The following is a 17,469-nucleotide window of genomic DNA, read 5'->3' as shown; positions in this document are numbered from 1 at the left end:
TGGGGCAACCCCCCGGGGCCTGGGGCAGAGCCCCAGCAACCCCGGCTTTCGTCTGCACACCGTGCTGGGGCACCCGCGCAGTTCCCCGCGCCCCCCGTAGGGCACCCGGCACCGACCACTCGCACCCCCTAGGGCACCCGGCACCGAGCGGTCGCGCCCATAGGGCACCCGGGTGCCGAAACGGTTGCGCGGGCGGGGGCGGGGGCGCACGGCGCCGCCCCCGCAGGGGCAACCCGCCCCGCTACCCTCAGCCGCATGCCGCACAACGACCCCCTGCGCGCCCGCTGGCACACCACCCTCCTCGCCGCCCGCCCCGGAAGGCCCGCCACCGGCCCGGAATCGACCCCGCCCCCGGACCCCGCCCCGTACGGCGAGAACCTCCTGACCCGCTGGGCCGAGCCGCAGCGCCGCTACCACACCACCGCCCACCTCACCGCCGTGCTGGACCACATCGACGTGCTCCAGGAGTACGCCGCCGACCCCGACCTCGTCCGCCTCGCCGCCTGGTTCCACGATGCCGTGTACCTCCCGGACCGCTCGGAGAACGAGGAGCGCTCGGCCCGTCTCGCCGAACGCGCGCTGCCGGAAGCGGGGTTGACGCCGGAGGCAACCGCGGAGGTCGCGCGCCTGGTGCGCCTCACCGTCACCCACGCCCCCGAGGACGGCGACAGCAACGGCGCGGTCCTGTGCGACGCGGACCTCGCGATCCTGGCCGCCACCCCGCAGGCGTACACCGCGTACGCCGACTCCGTACGCGAGGAGTACGCCTTCGTGCCGGACGAGGCGTTCCGCGCGGGCCGGGCCGCGGTTCTGCGCCAACTGCTCGACCTGCCCATGCTGTTCCACACCCCGTACGGCCAACACGAGTGGCAGAGCCCGGCTCAAGCAAATCTCCGGGCGGAACTGGCCCGGCTCACCGCATAATCGGCGCGGGCCCGCACTGGCTCAACTCCCCGCCCGCCGACGCAAAGCAGGTACCCCGCGTGCTCCCCGTGACAGTCATGGCCGACCGCGTCACCCTCCACGAACTGACCCGCGCGTCGGCGGCGGAGCTCAGCGACGGCGGGAGCGGCGGCTGGCAGTGGGCACCCGGCGGCCCCGACGAGGGCAGCCGTTTCGCCGCGGGGAAGATGCTCTCCGGCATGGACGCCGGCCGGCATCGCACGGGCTGGGGCGCGTACGTCGTCGTACGCACCGAGGACGGCCGCGCCATCGGCGGCATCGGGTTCCACGGTCCGCCGGAGGACGGCCGCGTCGAGGTCGGCTACGACCTGGCGGAGTCCGTACGGGGCCACGGGTACGCGACGGAGGCGCTGTGCGCCTTGACGGCGTGGGCGCTGTCCCAGCCCGACGTCCAGACCGTGTACGCCACGACGGACGCGGACAACACGGCCTCGCAGCGCGTCCTGGACCGCGCGGGGTTCCGCCGCATCGGTGACACCCCGCGGCCGATCGGCGGCCGCGAGTCCCAGCACCTCTACGAACAGTCCGCACCGTAAATTCCCCCGGCCGGCCGCACCCGCCTTTGCGCCCGGTCGAGCTGCCCCCCGGCCCCGCCACGGTGGACTCCCGGTCGGTCCTGGGTGCCCTGTGGACGGCTCGGGGCGCCCTACCAGGGGCGCGGGGAACTGCGCGACCAGCCACGCACGCCCCCCACCCGAAAGCCCACAGCCGAAGCCCACACCCGAAACGCGCCCACGAAACCCGCCCACGAAACCCGCCCCCGAAACCCGCCCCCGAAACCCCCAGGGAATACCACCCGCACCCCCACCCGTTGGCAACGGATATGCCCGCCGAGCCCATACCCAAGCCCGTGCCCGCACCCACACCCCGAGCCGCACCCTCAGCCGACCCGGCCCCAGCCAGGCCAGGTGGAGCCACGCCCCCAGCCGGCCGGGGCGCGGCCGGCCCAACCCCCCTGCCCCCCGCCCAAGGGGCCCGCATGCCGCTGGCCGTCTACATCCTCGGCCTCTCCGTCTTCGCACTCGGCACGAGCGAGTTCATGCTCACCGGGCTGCTCCCCGCCATCGCCGACGACATGAGCGTGTCGATCCCGCAGGCGGGCCTGCTGATCTCGGCCTTCGCCATCGGCATGGTCGTGGGCGCCCCCCTCCTCGCCGTGGCCACCCTGCGCCTGCCCCGACGCACCACCCTCCTCGCTCTGATCACAGTGTTCGGCCTCGGCCAGGTCGCGGGCGCGCTGGCCCCGAACTACGCCCTTCTCTTCGCCTCGCGGATCGTGTCCGCGCTGGCCTGCGCCGGGTTCTGGGCGGTCGGCGCGGCCGTCGCCATCGCGATGGTGCCGATGAACGCGCGGGCCCGCGCGATGGCCGTCATGATCGGCGGTCTGTCGATCGCGAACGTCCTCGGCGTGCCGCTCGGCGCCCTGCTCGGCGACGGCCTCGGCTGGCGTTCGGCGTTCTGGGCGGTCGGCGCCGCCTCCGCCATCGCCCTGGTCGGCATCCTGACCCGTATCCCGCGCATCCCACTGCCCGCCGAGAAGCCCCGGCTCAAGCAGGAGCTGCGGATCTACCGCGACCCGCAGGTGCTGCTCTCCGTAGCGATCACCGCACTCGCCGCGGGCGGCGTGTTCTGCGCGTTCAGCTACCTCAAGCCGCTGCTCACGGACGTCGCGCACGTGGACGCCGGCTGGGTACCGGCCGTGCTCGGCCTGTTCGGAGTGGGCGCGCTCATCGGTACGACGATCGGCGGCCGGGTCGCCGACGCGCACCTGTTCGGCGTACTGCTCGGCGGCATCACCGCCTCGACGGCGTTCCTGGTCGCGCTCGCGCTGTTCGCCTCGACGCCCGCCGTCGCGATCACCCTGGCGTTCCTGCTGGGCTGCTCGGCGTTCTTCACCGCGCCCGCGCTCAACGCCCGCATGTTCAACGTCGGCGGGGCCGCCCCGACGCTGGCCGGCGCCACGACGACGTCCTCGTTCAACCTGGGCAACACCGCGGGCCCCTGGCTCGGCGGCATCGTGATCAGCGCGAACCTCGGCTACGCCGCCACGGCGTGGGCGGGCGCCGCGATGACGATCCTCGCTCTGGCCCTGGTCACGGCGTCGCTGCGGCTGCACAAGTCCCAGTCCCGCGTGGTGGCCCGCTCGGCCGACACCCCGGCCCACCAGACAGCTGCCCCCGCCCACCAGGCGGCCGCCGACCAGGTACCCGCCCCCGCAACCGCCCCGTCGCGCGCACAGGTGTGACCGGGCACAAGCAAAGCGCCCCGCACCCGATCGCTCGGGTACGGGGCGCTTCCGCGTGGTTCCCGGCCGCTGGGGCCGGGTCAGCGCTTAGGCAGGGGTGACGTTCTCCGCCTGCGGACCCTTCGGGCCCTGGGTGACGTCGAAGTTGACCTGCTGGTTCTCCTGCAGCTCACGGAAGCCGGTGGAGTTGATGGCCGAGTAGTGGACGAAAACGTCCGGGCCGCCGCCGTCCTGCGCGATGAAGCCGAAGCCCTTTTCGGCGTTGAACCACTTCACGGTGCCGGTTGCCATGTGTTTCCCCTGTCGAGGATCGCGGGGTACTGGCTTGTCAGTACCCCTGGGTGAGGTGATCGCCCTGGTCCTCGGACATTGCTGCACAGCAAACGCCCACGGCGTAAACCGCGGGCGTTGAGACTTCGGAACCACGACTACTGGCAAGGAAGTTAGCCGATCCGCGATCGTCTGGCTACGGGCCGCAGCCGAACCGGGGACAACTTCCGGCCAAGCAGGTGCCTCGAAGGCCCCTGGAAGGCCCTGCGCATGCCCCCCCGAAGCCTCCTCGAAGGCCCCCCGAAGGCCGCTCGAAGGCTCCTCGAAGGCTCCTCCGGCCAGGGGACGCCTCCGCGGACTCCTCCCCCTCAGGCCGGTCGCCCCTTGGGCCGCCGCAGCCCCGCCACCGTCAGACGGCGTACGAGCTCCTTCGAGCCGATCTCCACCGCACCCGCGCGCACCGCGTCCTCGTACCGGTGGGACGGCACGTCGTAGTGATCGCGTTCGAAGGCGCGGGGCGGGCACCCGATCGACGCCGCGAAGGCGTGCAGTTCCTCGTACGAGTCGTCGCTGACCAGATGCGACCACATACGGCCGTGTCCCGGCCAGGTCGGCGGGTCGATGTAGAGCGTCATCCGCCGAGCCCGCCCGCCGCTCCCCCGCCGAGCGCGCCGACGGGCGCCACCACGACACCCGCCTTGCCGCAGACCCAGTGCGGGTCGGCCCCGAGCTCCGGCTCCACGTCGAGCGCGTGCGGGTCGCCCCCGTCGCACACCGGGCACAGCGGCCAGCGACCGTACCGCTCAAGAAGGGCGTCCTGTACGTCCTGGGCGACGAGCCCGGCGACGTACTCCGTGCCCTCCGGCCACTGCTCCACCCACCAGCGCCGATGGGTCACCGCGTCCTCGACCAGCGAGACGACGTCGGCGTGCGCCACGTCGCGCGCCGCCAGGTCGGCCAGGACCAGGGCGCGCGCGGCGTGCAGGGCTTGCTCAAGAGGTTGTACGTCGTCCATGCCCCCATTGTCTCCCGAGTCGCGCCAGGCCTCCCGGGCTGGGCAATCGGCCATGCCCGGGCGGGCGCCCAGGGAGCGGGGGCCCGAACCCGACAGCCCCGGAGGGGACGGACGGGGGCCCGATCCCCCGGCAGCGCCATAGGGGACGGACCCCGAACCCGACAGCCCCGGAGGGGACCGGGGGGGGGAGCCAAGCCCGGCCTCCCTGGGGGTTGACCGGAGAAGATGCCGAAAATATCTTTCAAAGGTGACCAATGTCGTGAAGGAAAGTTTCAGAGACGGCACTCCGCCCGCCCCCGCGGCCCTCGCCGCCAAGGTGCGCACGCTCGCGCCGTCCATGACCCGCTCCATGCAGCGGGTCGCCGAGGCCGTCGCCGGCGACCCGGCCGGCTGCGCGGCCCTCACGGTCACCGGCCTCGCCGGCCTCACCGGCACCAGCGAGGCCACCGTGGTGCGCACCGCCCGCCTCCTGGGCTACCCCGGCTACCGCGACCTGCGCCTCGCACTCGCCGGCCTCGCCGCCCAGCAGCAGTCGGGCCGGGCCCCCGCGGTCACCGCCGACATAGCCGTCGACGACCCGATCGCGGATGTCGTCGCCAAGCTGGCCTACGACGAGCAGCAGACCCTCGCCGACACCGCGGCCGCCCTCGACACCGTCCAACTGGGCGCGGCAGTGGGAGCGTTGGCGGGCGCCCGGCGCATCGACGTCTACGGGGCCGGGGCCTCGTCCCTCGTCGGCCAGGATCTCGCGCAGAAACTCCTGCGCATCGGCCTGATCGCGCACGCCCACACCGACCCCCACCTCGCGGTCACCAACGCCGTACAGCTGCGCTCCGGCGACGCGGCCGTCGCGATCACCCACTCCGGTTCGACGAGCGACGTCATAGAGCCGCTGCGGGTCGCCTTCGACCACGGCGCCACCACGATCGCGATCACCGGCCGCCCCGACGGCGCGGTCTCGCAGTACGCCGACCACGTACTGACCACGTCCACGGCGCGCGAGAGCGAGCTGCGCCCCGCCGCCATGTCGTCCCGGACGAGCCAACTCCTCGTTGTGGACTGCCTGTTCATCGGCATCGCGCAACGCACGTACGAGACGGCGGCGCCCGCACTCGCCGCTTCTTACGAGGCCCTCGCCCACCGCCACAACCCGCGCCCGCGCTGACGGCCCGGACGCCACACGCCCCCACACCCCTCCCCACATCCCCCGCCCCCGCACCCGCACCCCCGCCCGGACCGGTACGCAGAGAAAGAGCCACCGCCACCATGACCACCCAGGACCAGGCCAAGGACCAGCGCCACGACGAGTACCAGCGGCACGACGCGGCGGCCGGCCACCGCGAGGACTACGCCGAGCTGCGCGCCCAGCTGGCCACGCTCACCACCGAGGCGTTCCGGCCGGAGCTCGCGGACATCGACCGGCTGCCCACCGCCGAGATCGCGGCGATCATGAACGGCGAGGACGTCACCGTCCCGGCCGCCGTGGCCGAGCAGCTCCCGGCCATCGCGGCCGCGATCGACGCCACGGCCGAGCGGATGGCGCGCGGCGGCCGGCTCGTCTACGCGGGCGCCGGCACGGCGGGGCGGCTCGGCGTCCTGGACGCGAGCGAGTGCCCGCCCACCTTCAACACCGACCCGTCGCAGGTCGTCGGCCTGATCGCGGGCGGCCCGTCGGCGATGGTCAAGGCGGTGGAAGGCGCCGAGGACTCACGGCAGTTGGCGGCGGAGGACCTGGACGCCCTGGGCCTCGCCGACTGCGACACCGTCGTCGGCATCTCGGCATCGGGCCGCACCCCGTACGCGATCGGCGCGGTCGAGCACGCGCGGCGCCTGGGCGCCCTCACGATCGGCCTGTCCTGCAACGCGGACAGCGAGCTGGCGGCGGCGGCCGAGCACGGCATCGAGGTCGTGGTGGGCCCGGAGCTCCTGACCGGCTCGACCCGCCTGAAGTCGGGCACGGCTCAGAAGCTGGTCCTCAACATGATCTCGACGATCACGATGATCCGGCTCGGCAAGACGTACGGAAACCTGATGGTCGACGTACGGGCCTCCAACGAGAAGCTCCGCGCCCGCTCGCGTCGCATCGTGGCGCTGGCGACGGGCGCGGACGACGCCGAGATCGAGGCCGCGCTCGCCGCGACGGACGGCGAAGTGAAGAACGCGATCCTGGTCATCCTCGGGGGCGTGAGGGGCGACACGGCAGCCGAACTCCTGACCAGGACCGGCGGCCACCTGCGCGCAGCCCTACAGGCAGCTGTTTCCTGACCCTGCCGCCCGTCTGGCCCCCTCGGTGGCCCCTCCCCCACGGCGGCCCCCTCCCCCTCCCTACAGGACCCCTCCCCCCGCGACTCTCCACAGCAAGGCACCCGCACCATGGCACCAGAGAACAAGGACCGCGCCCCAGAGGCCAAGGACCGCGCCCCGGAGACCAAAAACCGCGTCATCGCCGCCGCGATCCTCCCGCTCGTCGGTGGTCCCCGGAACATCGCCTCGATCGCCCACTGCATGACGAGGCTCAGACTCGGCCTGCAGGACCGCGCCTTGGTCGAGGACGAGGCCCTGAAGGCACTGCCCTCCGTGCTGGGCGTGGTCGAGGACGACACGTACCAGATCGTGCTCGGCCCGGGAACGGTGGCGAGGGTGGCCCCGGAGTTCGAAGCGCTGGTGGCCGCGGAAGCAGCCCAACAACCGCGTACAGCAACCGAGTTGGCGGCGCGAGGAGCGGATCTGAAGGCGTCCGCCAAGGCGAGGAACGCGACCCCCACCAAACTCCTCCTCCGCAGGATCGCGAACATCTTCGTCCCGCTCATCCCGGCACTGATCGGCTGCGGCATCATCGCGGGCCTCAACGGCCTGCTGGTGAACCTGGGTTGGCTGCCGGGCCTGACCCCCGCGCTGGCCGCGATCGCCTCGGGGTTCATGGCGCTGATCGCGGTGTTCGTCGGCTACAACACGGCGAGCGAGTTCGGCGGCACGCCGGTGCTCGGCGGGGCGGTGGCGTCGATCATCGTCTTCGCGGGCGTCGCGAAGATCACCGTCTTCGGCCAGACCCTCGCGCCCGGCCAGGGCGGCGTGCTGGGCGCCCTGGGAGCGGCGCTGCTCGCGGTGTACGTCGAGAAGTGGTGCCGACGCCGCGTCCCGGAGGCCCTGGACGTGCTGGTGACCCCCACCCTGACGGTCCTGATCTCGGGCCTCGTCACCCTGTACGGCCTGATGTTCCTGGCGGGCGAGGTGTCGACGGCCATCGGCCACGGCGCGAACTGGCTCCTGGACCACACGGGCGCCTTCGCGGGCCTGGTCCTGGGCGGCCTGTTCCTCCCCCTGGTCATGCTGGGCCTGCACCAGGCCCTGATCCCGATCCACACCACGCTGATCGAGCAGCAGGGCTACACCGTCCTGCTCCCCATCCTCGCGATGGCCGGCGCCGGCCAGGTGGGCTGCGCGGTGGCGGTGTACCTGCGCGCGAAACACAACGACTCCCTGCGCACCACCATCAGGTCGGCGCTGCCGGCCGGTTTCCTGGGCGTGGGTGAGCCCCTGATCTACGGGGTCTCCCTCCCGCTGGGCCGCCCGTTCATCACGGCGTGCGCGGGCGGCGCGGCGGGCGGCGCGTTCGTGGGCCTGTTCTCCATGCTGGGCGACAAGGTGGGCTCCACGGCGATCGGCCCGTCGGGCTGGGCCCTGTTCCCCCTCCTCCAGGGCAACCACGGCCTGGGCACGACGATCGGGATCTACGCGGGTGGCCTGCTCACGGGCTACGCGGTGGGCTTCGCGGCCACGTACTACTTCGCCTTCACCCGCGAAACCCTGACCGCCCTGAACACCCCGGCCCCCATGAAGCCCGCCCCCGCCTCGCCTCCCGCATCGGCCCTGGAACGAACGGGCGCCTGACCGACCACGCCCACACCGGGGCCGGACCCGGGTCGACCCCATGAACATCCCGTCCTCCGGAGCATCCGGCCCCAGGAGCCGGCCACAAGCGGCCGGCTCCGCCCGCGTTCAGGGACGGGCGTACAGCGACTGAATCTGGGCCGCGGTGAGAGCGGCCGGGTAGGTGTGCACGTCGGACACCGCCCCGTTCATGGCGTCATACGGAAGGTTGGCGGGTTCTCTCGTGGTGACGTTGCCGCCGACGGTGAGAGGAGCCATCGGGTCGTAGGCGGGGTCCTTGTTGGTGGCCGCCTTCTGGGTGAGGACGCCATTGACGTAGAGGGATTGGACGTTGGTGCCGGCGTCGTACACGCCGGTCAAGTGCGTCCAGACACCGGCGACAGGTGCGGGGCCGCCCGTCGCCGCGGGATAGGCGGTGCCGGTCGTGGTGCTGGCCGTGGTGGTCATGAACTGCCAGGAGCCGTCGCTGGTGTAGCCGAGGTAGAACGCCTGATGGTCGGTGGTGCCCTGGCTGACGGCGACCGCAGTGGCGCCGAGGGTGTTGAGCTTGACCCACCCTCGTCCAGCACGACGCCGCCGGGGACACGGCCAAGGACATCACCACCGCCCAGACGTTCGCCCCCGCCGGCCAGGTCAACCAGCGCACCACCGCGCCCGACACGGGCGGCGGGACCGGCGGCGCCCACGCCCTGCTCTCCACCACCGGCAGCGGCCCGGGCAACCCGGGATCGACGGCCTACCAGTACGACGCCGTGGGCGACACCACCGCCGTCACCACCACGGCCGGCACCACATCGCTCACCTGGGATGCGGAGGGCAAGCTCGCCTCCACGTCCGCCACCGAGGGCGGCGGCTCCGCCAGGTACCGCAGGCCCATCGACCCGTTCGGCAACGCCCGCGACACCCGGCCCGCGGCCTGGGCAGGGGACCACGGCTTCGTCGGCGGCATCCAGGACCCGGCAACCGGCCTGACCAACCTCGGCGCCCGTGAGTACCAGCCTTCGAGCGGCCGCTTCATCAGCCCCGACCCCCTCCTCGACACGGCCACGCCACAGCAGTGGAACGGCTACGCGTACAGCAACAACAACCCGGTCAACGAGAGCGACCCGACGGGGCTGCGCTCCGAGTGCGGCCAGAACGGGGGACTCCCCCTGCAGCCCGGACGCGGACCCGGCCGGGGGCGGCTCCGCCATTCACGACCACTGCGGAGACACCAACACCTGCGGCACCCCTCCATGCACCCGCTCCTGCCAGGACATGCAGAAGCCGGACCTCACCACGAAGTCCGGCTACACGGAGATTTACCCGAACGTCGTCATCCGTAATGACACACCGCGCTTCTCGGAATTCCGCCAGGCGTTCTACAGGGAAGTCTTGGCGGATTGCAATGGAGTCGACTACGCCTGGTGGGATCCCATCGCTTATAACTACCCTCTGGCCACAGTGAGGGTAAACGGTTTCATTGCGATGCTTCAACGGGGTATGTTCTCGGCCTGCGCTGAGATTCGCACGTGCGGCCTCAAAGAAACCGCAGCGGCGTCGGCAGCTGTGGCATCCATCAGCATGCTTATGGGAGCAGGCAGGAAAGGAGGGCCGGCCCGAACCTTCACGAACGAAGAACTGGCGGACGTCGAAGCAGTGGCTGCCGGGTGCGCCCCGCTCCAGTTTCGCACCGGACACTGCGGTGAGACTGGCAGGCGGCGCATATACCCGTATCGACCACGTGAAAATCGGCGACAAGGTCCTGGCGACCGATCCGCTAACGGGAAAGACCGAGCCCGAAGCGGTCACCAACGTCATCATCACAACGACGGACAAAGACTTCACGGACCTTGCCGTCGCCACGCCCGGCGGCCCCCGAAGCATCAAGTCCACTCAACACCATCCGTACTGGAGCGAAACCCGCTACCGCTGGATCGACGCGGCCGAACTCCACACCGGTGAAGCCCTCCGCAGCTCCGAGGGACACCTCCAACAGGTCACCGCGGTCCGCAACTACGCGGACCACATCGCCACTTCCAACCTGACAGTCGCCCATCTGCACACGTACTATGTGCTGGCCGGCGTCTCGGCTCTCTTGGTCACAACTCCGACTGCCCAAACCTGATTCCAGTTATCGGGCGCCAGATTGATACGGAAATCGCCCAGGAATGGGAAGCCCATGAGGTTCTGTCCGTTCCCCACTGGACACTCGAGAAAAATGACGCATGGGTATCGCATCCCCCCTGACTGAAGAAAATCTCTGGGATGAAGTCGATGAACGTCAGACCGCTCTGCGGCGGGAACTACAAATGTTTTCAAGCGCCGAATATACACCAAGAGCGGATCCAACCTGCTTCCGCCTACGAAATGAGCTTCGATGCATATACCCCCAACACAATTCGCGGCGCTGGACCCTCGAAATGGCAAAGGGTACGGCAAGCAGGAGATCCCGAGCGAGAAAGATACAGACCTCCAGGACTTCGTCCGAAAAATCCGCAATGCTAAAGATTTCTCCGATTCCCTCTCGGAGCAACCGGCCGGCTCCTGGAGAATCCTGAATGCCTTTGCTGAACGCATGGCGTCCTTGGCTGTCCGCCGCCAGGATGCGCGTGAGGTGCGGGATGGTTTGATCGCTATTCAGGTCGCACTGTCGCTCACTGATGATCCGCGAGACGCCCTACCTGTCCTGAGCCTGCTTGTGCACGCATGTCGCCTGATCGGGGCAGACGCCGTAACCGAGACAATGGCTGCGACAGACATCACAGGTTCAGAGGCAGGAGAAGTACTCAGGCAATTCCTGGACCGAAGCCCAGAAGACCAATCAATCCAGGCCATGGGTTACGAAGAAAGCAGCGACGCAGCCGGATTTAGATTCAAGAGAAATTGGTAGTTCGGCAATCTTAAGAATTGCTAGACCCTCGCCCAGCGTGTCCGTCCGGGTCTAGCCTGACTGCTGTCGGCGATCCAACAACCCTGCGTGTTCCAGAGGGAGTTGCGCATGCCCGCGCCGAGGGACCTCGACCCCTCCCCCTCACCGCGCCCCCCTCGGCGCCGAACTTTGCCACGCCCGCGAAAAGGCCGGCCTCAGCCAGGAGGCCCTGGGCAACCCCCTCTTCGTCTCCTCGTCCTTCATCGGCCAGCTCGAAGCGGGCATCCGCCGCATGCACCCGGAGTACGCCCGCCACTTCGACAAGACCCTCGGCACGGACGGCTCCTTCGCACGCAACTGCATCGCCGTGGCGAAGTCCAAGTACCCGGACCACTTCGCGGAGGCGGCGGAGGCGGAGGCCGTGGCGACGGCGATCCGTGAGTACGCGCCGCTGCTGATTCCGGGGTTGATGCAGACGGAGGCGTACGCGCGGGCCGTGTGCCGGGCGTACCAGCCGATCGCGCCGGACGCCGTGATCGACGACCTAGTCACCGCCCGCCTTGATCGCGCTCGGCTCCTCGACAACCCAACAACTCGAAGGCCGCCCCGCAAGGCCCGACGCTCGTGTTCCGAGCGGCGGCGTGGTCGGCGTTCGTCGCCGGGGTGAAGGGGGCCAACACAGCGGCCTGATGGATGCAGGACGGGCGCATCACGTCGAGCCGGTCCCCGCCATGGATTCATGGACGGGGGACGGCTCGTCCCGTTCGTCCCCTACGTCCCGTACCCGGCGGAGCTGCAAGCCCCGAGCTTCGAGCGGTGCTTGAAATCGAATGGGAAGAGGGTCTCAACCCACCCACCCACCCTGCTAGTTGGGCAAATCGACGCCAACTCGCGACTTTCCGCGTTCGACTTGCCACAAAGGGTGACAACCCTCTAGCGTCCAGAACAACAGGACAACAGTCAGCCCCCGAGGTGCGGCAACACCTACGGGGGCCTGACCATCAAGATCAACGCTGTAAGGAAACTGATCCGATGGCTGACAGCCACTTTAGTGCCGCACCCGCCACCGCGCAGCCCGACCCGCACCCCAGGGCCACTCCGGGCTACGGCAAACGGTCAAGCCCGGGCCAACACCCGACCACCCTGCACGACTTCGCGCACCTCCCCCTCGCGAGGCAGCGGTGGCCGGATATCTGGACCGGCTCCCGGACGGCGCGGACATCTCCGTAAAAACGCTGGCGAAGGTGCTCCCGTACGGACAGTGCGCCCTACGCACAGCCCTCCAACGCCTGGCCGCAGAGGGCCACTTGCGCCGGGGACGCGAACACCTGCGAGTGTCGAACAGTGCGCGCTGGGTAACGCGGACGTGGTTCTCGCGTACGGCGCGGGACGACGCGTGGTGGGCCGAATTCACCCGCGGGGGTGTCAACGAGGCGCCCCCGGCCCCGCCGCCGAAGCCGAGTGCGGCGCCTCAACCAGCTACGCGCAGCAGGGCGTTCATGTTGCTGGCAGCGCTGGGGCGTACCGCTCCGGTGCTGTCCTTGTCGGCGCGGGACTGTGCGGCGCTTGAACCGTTGGCGGCGGTGTGGTTCGAGCGGGGTGCGACCGAGCAGGACGTGGTGCGCGCCCTGACGGCGGGCCTCCCCACCCCGGTGCACAGCCCGGCCGCCCTCACCCGTGCCCGATTGACCAGCAAGCTCCCACCGGAACAGCCCCCACGGCCGGCGGCTCTGCGGGTACTGGAGTGCGCGAAGTGCGGCGCCCCGGGCCGCCCGGAAGCCCTGCCGGGCGGCGAGTGCGCCCCCTGCCGAGGCGAACCCTCGTCCCGCCCCCGGCCCCTCCCCACCTCTACCGTCCGCACCCGCGCCGCCGAGGCCAGAGCGGCAGCGATCCGCCCACGCTTGACGCCGACCCACGTCTGACCATGCGGACCCTCCCCATGGGCTTCGCACCCCAGGAGCCTGGGCAACTCCGCATACCTCCAGCGCGTCGATCACTCACGTGCTTTGCCCGGTGCAGCCGAGCTTCTGCGTAACGCTGGGAACGAAATCCTCAAGGAATCGTTGGAGCCTCTGCGCTCCCACCTCGGAATTCTCGGCCCGCTTTCCTGTGAAAGCGACATCGAGCAATATGTAGGCGCTAGGCTTTCCACAATTGGCCGTAACTAGAGCTCCGTTACTGCCGATAACTGCCGTTCCTGGGAAGGACGTGGTTCGGCGAGCCCCCCGCGTGAACTCGGCCTGCGCGTTCGCCCAGTCCTCCGGAGGCAGCTGCTTGTCGATCTTTGCGATCCTGACGTTCAGGGTCTGCGAGCCGCCGACGCTCAAATTGCAAATGACGTCATGCAACTCACTTCTGGATGTCTTGACCTCCCCCTCGCTGGGCAGGAGTGGAGACAAGGAATCAGGACGCACCGGAACATCACAGAAGGCCTTCGGTACGGCGATCCCCTGACTACATCCGGCCGCCATCACGGCCATCACGACGACAGCAACCAGGACCCGCGCAATCACTCTCATCAATGAATTCCTGCAATACCCTTCGCCATGACATTTCCATTGTTGGCCGCAGCCGCTATTCGCTTATAGACACCCTCATCAGCCGAGTATCCCGTCTGCCCTTCCGCCCAGGCACCGTTGACTCCGTACCACTGATCCGCGAGGGCGTTGGCGGCATCCGCACGGAGCTGCGTCCGATGGCGGCCTTGCAGGTCGCAGTTCTCGAACTTCCCTTAGATCCCCCGCCTGGTCGCGACTACCAAACCACTGCCAGCCAGCTACTTCGTACAGTCATACTTCTTCGTTTCCTTTGGCACGAATTCTTCGACGAAGGGCTGGATCTTCTTATAACCGTCAGATGTGTCGAGTATTTGGTCACGCCCAAGGCGAACAATTACTTCTACATACGAATTCGGAGCATCGCAAGATGCTTTTATGACGCCGCCATCGCTACCCAGATATGCTTCACCGCCGAAGGATACCGCGCGGTCCGCACCATGCTTGAAAGGAGGAACAACCAAGCCGCGTGCAGGGTCTGGCTTTACCGGCGTCGGCACTTTGTTCCTGAAATGTGAAACGCTGACGTAAAGTGCCTGCTTTCCGTCGACGAGTATCCTGCATCCGGCTCCCTGGACAGCCTGGAAGGGCACGAGCTCATTTACTATATTGTCACCCTCCAGGGGTAGAAGCGGCGCCAGGTTCTCCTTTCTCACCTCAACGCCACAGAATCCTGCCGGCACTGCAATTTCCTTGTGACCGCACCCTGCCGCTGCCAGCGATAGGACCAGGAGGTGTGCCGCTGCTCTCTTCCAGGTGTGCGTCACTGGGCACCTGCTAGCCCGCTGGCTTGGTAGTTCCCGTCATTGGCCCACCCTGCGATCTGCTTGTACACCCCGTCACCCGCGTGAGCGGAATACCCGGGGTGGCCATCCGCCCAACTCGAGTTGATCGTGTACCACTGATCTGCGAGGGCGTTGAGCTCTCCGCGCCTGTGGTCGTACGTTGCCTGGCTGTCGCCGGTGAGCTTCTCTGCCTGGCGGTGCTGCTCGTCCATGATCCACGCCGTCGTCACCGCGTCGACCCCGCGCTGCGCTGCGTCACCCACTCCGGGGATGAGAGTGATCGGCGCGCCCAACGCGTGGTAGCTCCACGTCTTGTCCCACGTGAAGTCATGCTGATCGCCTTTGAGTGCGAGATACCTAGCCCGCTCCATGAAGCCAACTGTGTAGCCCGCTGAACTCAACGTGTCCTCGGGCTTGCGACTTGAGTCGTAGAAGCCATCAACGATAGAACTGTGCATGCCTTCGGTGAGCATGCCGTAGGAATGCTCACTTCGGGACACCTGTTTGGTTATTTCCATGACTTCGTGTTGGTTCAGTGGCGCATTATCTTCATTTGCCACGCTCCTCGTTGAATAGACCTCATGCCCATGATTGCTCATGGCTGTGGCCATACTGTCTCGCAGCGGGGCCAGATTTATGCCTGCCGCTTCATGCAGCGCCAGCCTTACGCCCTGATCCGCGTCGTCGACCGCTCGCACCGCATCCGCGATGCTCTTGGTCCACTCCCCGGCAGCCGCGTTCCCTTTCTTGACGGTCTCGTCGTAGTCCGTCCTGTAGGGGCTCAACTTGCCTGTGTCGTACGTCGCCCAACCTTGGCTGTCGACATGCATGCCGGCCCGCTGTGCCTGATCGACGAGGTCTTTGACATGTCCGACCAGCCGCACGAACTGCACGTGAGCGTCCTGGAGAATCGAAGCTATGGCTCGCGCCTCGACCTGGGCATCAGCGAACTGCTTACGCGTCAGAGCAAACCGGGCGGATGCGGTTCCGGCGCTGACGCCGACCCAGGCCCCGTTGTTCGCAACGGCTTGGACCTGGGATTCGTACCAGCTTTGAGGCTCCTTGAACATGTCGGCCATGTCGTCCCAGACCTGGGCGACATCGATCAACACGCCGATCGGAGCGATGACCACATCTTGATAGGTGAGCATTCTTCCCCCTGCGTCCTAGGCGTCGCGCTCGGGACCGTGTCCGACGATGATGCGCGCTGCCTGGCCCCCGACCGCGTAATCGACGTCTTGGAAGTCCTGCTTGGTCTGTTCCAGCGCTGTTTGTTCATGCGCGAGGCGGCCCATCAAGCCGGCAACCTGCGAGTCCCATTCGTTTTGCGCGTCCCCGAGTGAAGGCCGAAGGACCAGGCCCAGAAGGTCCGCGCTATCGACGCGGAGCAATCATTGCTGTGGTGCCCGGCCTTTCCGTCTCAGGTTGTATACGCTCCCGCAGCGCCTTGACTGCCGAGGTCTTCCCCGAGTGCTTGGTCTTCAAGTCCTTCGCGCCGCCGCCAGCTGCGCTATCGAGAGCGAGATGTTGCTGACGCCGCAGTATCGCGTCTGACTTCAGCTGTTCCCATTCGTCCCAGGCCATCTCAGTAGCTTCCTGTGCGATCGCGGTTCTGATGCTCCGGCCATCCCTGCCCCGGGCCCCACTGGCCTGCTGGGCCTGGACCTGGGGCCGCGGCCGCCTGCCTACGACGCTTGCGCAGGACCCAGAGACCGAGAATCACCACCACAATGCCCAGAGCACCAAGGCCCAGAGCCAGCCAGGTGGTGGTCCTGGTCCCGGATTCAGCGGCCTTGTTCGCCTGGGGGGCGTCCGCCTTGGCTGGGGTGCCGGCCGGGCTCTGTTCCGCGGGGGTGGCCGATTCCCCTGACGACGGAGGGTCTGGCAACGGATAGACGTTTGCCGGGCCGGGATCGCCGGGATTCACTAGGGCGATCCGGGGACGCACAATCCCGAAGCCGATGGAATCGTTCCGCTTGGCACCGTCGGTGGGGCCACCGATGGTGTTGAGCATGACGCGCAGGACTTGGTTATTGGTCCACTCCGGGTGCTTGGACCAGATCAGGGCGGCGGAGGCGGAGGCGATGGCTGTGGCGTCGCTGGTGCCGTGGGACTCACACAGGCCGGTCCCGCCTGGGCACGCATGCACCATTTCGTCACCCGGGGCAGACACGTCCACCTGAGGGCCGTACTCGGACTCAGGCGTCTTGCGAAGATTCTTTCCTACCGCCGATACGCCGACCACACCAGGCGTGGCGCCCGGGTATTCGACTGCGTTGTCGATATTGCCACTGTTCCCCACCGATGCAAAGATCAACGATCCCTTGTCCAGGGCGTACTTTACTGCGGCTGTCAGCTGCGGCGACCCTTCATCCACCCCCAGGGAAATATTGATGACCTTCGCGTTCTGGTCTGCGGCATAGCGGATCGCCTGGGGAGCAACCACATTGAACTGCTCGTCGGATTGAGCCTGGGTAGCTCCCTCGCTGGCCTGAGGCATGCGGATCGGGAGGATCTTGGCACCTGGGGCAAGGCCGAAAGTGCCGTTCCCATCACCGTAGGCGCCCGTGCCGGCAATCAAAACCGCCATTCCGGTGCCGTGGCCCTCGTAATCAACGTGTGCGTCGCCCGGTTGACCTTCTGCGAGATCCTTCCCCGGAAGGATCTGACCAGCCAGATCAGCGGTGGTGGTGTCGACACCTGAATCGATCACGGCAACAGTGATGCCTTTGCCCGTGCTCGTCCGCCACATCTCGTCGGCCTTCATGGCGTCGAGGTACCACTGTTTCTGACGTGTCGACTCCGCCCAAGCCGGTGTCCCAGAAGTGCCGACCAGCAACCCGCAGCACAACGCCGATACGGCAGCGAACCTGAGGCCTCGTCGGAGACTGCTC

General features: G+C 68.3%; 17 protein-coding genes and 3 pseudogenes. 12 read left to right on the top strand and 8 right to left on the bottom strand.

Translation table 11 applies throughout. The annotated features are described in order from the left end of the window. Nucleotides 1–255: 255 nt before the first annotated feature. From AB0D31_RS26740 to AB0D31_RS26730, 3 genes are all read left to right on the top strand, one after another. Nucleotides 256–924 carry a hypothetical protein gene (locus AB0D31_RS26740; protein ID WP_362727727.1) on the top strand — a complete coding sequence of 223 codons (669 nt, stop codon included), beginning with the start codon at nucleotides 256–258 and terminating at the stop codon, nucleotides 922–924. A gap of 59 nt (nucleotides 925–983) precedes the next feature. Continuing rightward, the gene (locus AB0D31_RS26735; protein WP_362727725.1) at nucleotides 984–1,499 is read left to right on the top strand and encodes a GNAT family protein; all 516 of its coding nucleotides are present in this window, start codon (nucleotides 984–986) and stop codon (nucleotides 1,497–1,499) included. A 443-nt stretch (nucleotides 1,500–1,942) separates the two neighbouring features. Further along, entirely contained in the window at nucleotides 1,943–3,208 is a 1,266-nt protein-coding gene (locus tag AB0D31_RS26730) for a Cmx/CmrA family chloramphenicol efflux MFS transporter (protein ID WP_362727723.1), read from the top strand. Between the two features lie 87 nt (nucleotides 3,209–3,295). Here the strand turns inward: AB0D31_RS26730 and AB0D31_RS26725 are convergent, their stop codons facing one another. The 3 genes from AB0D31_RS26725 to AB0D31_RS26715 form a co-directional block, all read right to left on the bottom strand. Next, nucleotides 3,296–3,499: a cold-shock protein gene (locus AB0D31_RS26725; protein ID WP_053724154.1), complete on the bottom strand. Its 204-nt coding sequence runs from the start codon at nucleotides 3,497–3,499 to the stop codon at nucleotides 3,296–3,298. A gap of 347 nt (nucleotides 3,500–3,846) precedes the next feature. Then, nucleotides 3,847–4,113: a DUF4031 domain-containing protein gene (locus tag AB0D31_RS26720; protein ID WP_362727721.1), complete on the bottom strand. Its 267-nt coding sequence runs from the start codon at nucleotides 4,111–4,113 to the stop codon at nucleotides 3,847–3,849. Beyond that, complete coding sequence (locus AB0D31_RS26715; protein WP_362727719.1) at nucleotides 4,110–4,493, bottom strand: hypothetical protein; 384 nt, start codon at nucleotides 4,491–4,493, stop codon at nucleotides 4,110–4,112. The genes AB0D31_RS26720 and AB0D31_RS26715 overlap by 4 nt, the downstream gene beginning before the upstream one ends. A gap of 247 nt (nucleotides 4,494–4,740) precedes the next feature. Between AB0D31_RS26715 and AB0D31_RS26710 the strand changes: the two genes are divergently transcribed. The 3 genes from AB0D31_RS26710 to AB0D31_RS26700 all read left to right on the top strand — a co-directional run bounded on the left by AB0D31_RS26710 (nucleotide 4,741) and on the right by AB0D31_RS26700 (nucleotide 8,384). After that, the gene (locus AB0D31_RS26710; RefSeq protein WP_362727717.1) at nucleotides 4,741–5,658 is read left to right on the top strand and encodes a MurR/RpiR family transcriptional regulator; all 918 of its coding nucleotides are present in this window, start codon (nucleotides 4,741–4,743) and stop codon (nucleotides 5,656–5,658) included. A gap of 101 nt (nucleotides 5,659–5,759) precedes the next feature. Beyond that, nucleotides 5,760–6,758, top strand: coding sequence for an N-acetylmuramic acid 6-phosphate etherase (gene murQ, locus AB0D31_RS26705; RefSeq protein WP_362727715.1), 999 nt, complete (start codon nucleotides 5,760–5,762; stop codon nucleotides 6,756–6,758). Between the two features lie 108 nt (nucleotides 6,759–6,866). After that, entirely contained in the window at nucleotides 6,867–8,384 is a 1,518-nt protein-coding gene (locus AB0D31_RS26700; protein ID WP_362727713.1) for a PTS transporter subunit EIIC, read from the top strand. Between the two features lie 108 nt (nucleotides 8,385–8,492). Here the strand turns inward: AB0D31_RS26700 and AB0D31_RS26695 are convergent. Continuing rightward, nucleotides 8,493–8,927 (bottom strand): annotated as a pseudogene (locus AB0D31_RS26695) (LamG domain-containing protein); the annotation flags it as partial. 209 nt (nucleotides 8,928–9,136) lie between these two features. On the opposite strand from AB0D31_RS26695, the gene AB0D31_RS26690 reads away from it, so the two are divergent. From AB0D31_RS26690 to AB0D31_RS26665, 6 genes and pseudogenes are all read left to right on the top strand, one after another. Further along, nucleotides 9,137–9,709, top strand: a complete 573-nt coding sequence (locus AB0D31_RS26690; RefSeq protein ID WP_362727711.1) for an RHS repeat-associated core domain-containing protein — start codon at nucleotides 9,137–9,139, stop codon at nucleotides 9,707–9,709. Between the two features lie 359 nt (nucleotides 9,710–10,068). Continuing rightward, on the top strand, nucleotides 10,069–10,491 hold the full coding sequence (locus tag AB0D31_RS26685) for a polymorphic toxin-type HINT domain-containing protein (protein ID WP_362727709.1): 423 nt from the start codon (nucleotides 10,069–10,071) through the stop codon (nucleotides 10,489–10,491). A 252-nt stretch (nucleotides 10,492–10,743) separates the two neighbouring features. Further along, the gene (locus tag AB0D31_RS26680) at nucleotides 10,744–11,256 is read left to right on the top strand and encodes a hypothetical protein (RefSeq protein ID WP_362727707.1); all 513 of its coding nucleotides are present in this window, start codon (nucleotides 10,744–10,746) and stop codon (nucleotides 11,254–11,256) included. A 108-nt stretch (nucleotides 11,257–11,364) separates the two neighbouring features. Beyond that, nucleotides 11,365–11,827: pseudogene (locus AB0D31_RS26675) on the top strand (Scr1 family TA system antitoxin-like transcriptional regulator); the annotation flags it as partial. Nucleotides 11,828–11,859: 32 nt separating this feature from the next. Next, nucleotides 11,860–11,925 carry a hypothetical protein gene (locus AB0D31_RS26670; protein WP_362727737.1) on the top strand — a complete coding sequence of 22 codons (66 nt, stop codon included), beginning with the start codon at nucleotides 11,860–11,862 and terminating at the stop codon, nucleotides 11,923–11,925. Between the two features lie 342 nt (nucleotides 11,926–12,267). Continuing rightward, nucleotides 12,268–13,157, top strand: a pseudogene (locus AB0D31_RS26665) (hypothetical protein). Nucleotides 13,158–13,232: 75 nt separating this feature from the next. Here the strand turns inward: AB0D31_RS26665 and AB0D31_RS26660 are convergent. The 4 genes from AB0D31_RS26660 to mycP all read right to left on the bottom strand — a co-directional run bounded on the left by AB0D31_RS26660 (nucleotide 13,233) and on the right by mycP (nucleotide 17,342). After that, complete coding sequence (locus tag AB0D31_RS26660; protein WP_362727705.1) at nucleotides 13,233–13,754, bottom strand: hypothetical protein; 522 nt, start codon at nucleotides 13,752–13,754, stop codon at nucleotides 13,233–13,235. 257 nt (nucleotides 13,755–14,011) lie between these two features. Continuing rightward, nucleotides 14,012–14,473 (bottom strand): hypothetical protein, encoded by a 462-nt coding sequence (locus tag AB0D31_RS26655; RefSeq protein WP_362727703.1) that lies wholly within the window; start codon nucleotides 14,471–14,473, stop codon nucleotides 14,012–14,014. 80 nt (nucleotides 14,474–14,553) lie between these two features. Continuing rightward, the gene (locus AB0D31_RS26650) at nucleotides 14,554–15,726 is read right to left on the bottom strand and encodes a hypothetical protein (protein ID WP_362727701.1); all 1,173 of its coding nucleotides are present in this window, start codon (nucleotides 15,724–15,726) and stop codon (nucleotides 14,554–14,556) included. A gap of 434 nt (nucleotides 15,727–16,160) precedes the next feature. Then, nucleotides 16,161–17,342: a type VII secretion-associated serine protease mycosin gene (mycP, locus tag AB0D31_RS26645; protein ID WP_362727699.1), complete on the bottom strand. Its 1,182-nt coding sequence runs from the start codon at nucleotides 17,340–17,342 to the stop codon at nucleotides 16,161–16,163. Nucleotides 17,343–17,469 lie beyond the last annotated feature (127 nt).

The organism is Streptomyces sp. NPDC048361 (genome assembly GCF_040651795.1).
In the GTDB taxonomy this organism is placed as follows: domain Bacteria; phylum Actinomycetota; class Actinomycetes; order Streptomycetales; family Streptomycetaceae; genus Streptomyces.
The sequence above is the reverse complement of the archived record's forward strand: the minus strand, read 5'-3'. Positions and strand labels throughout refer to the sequence as shown.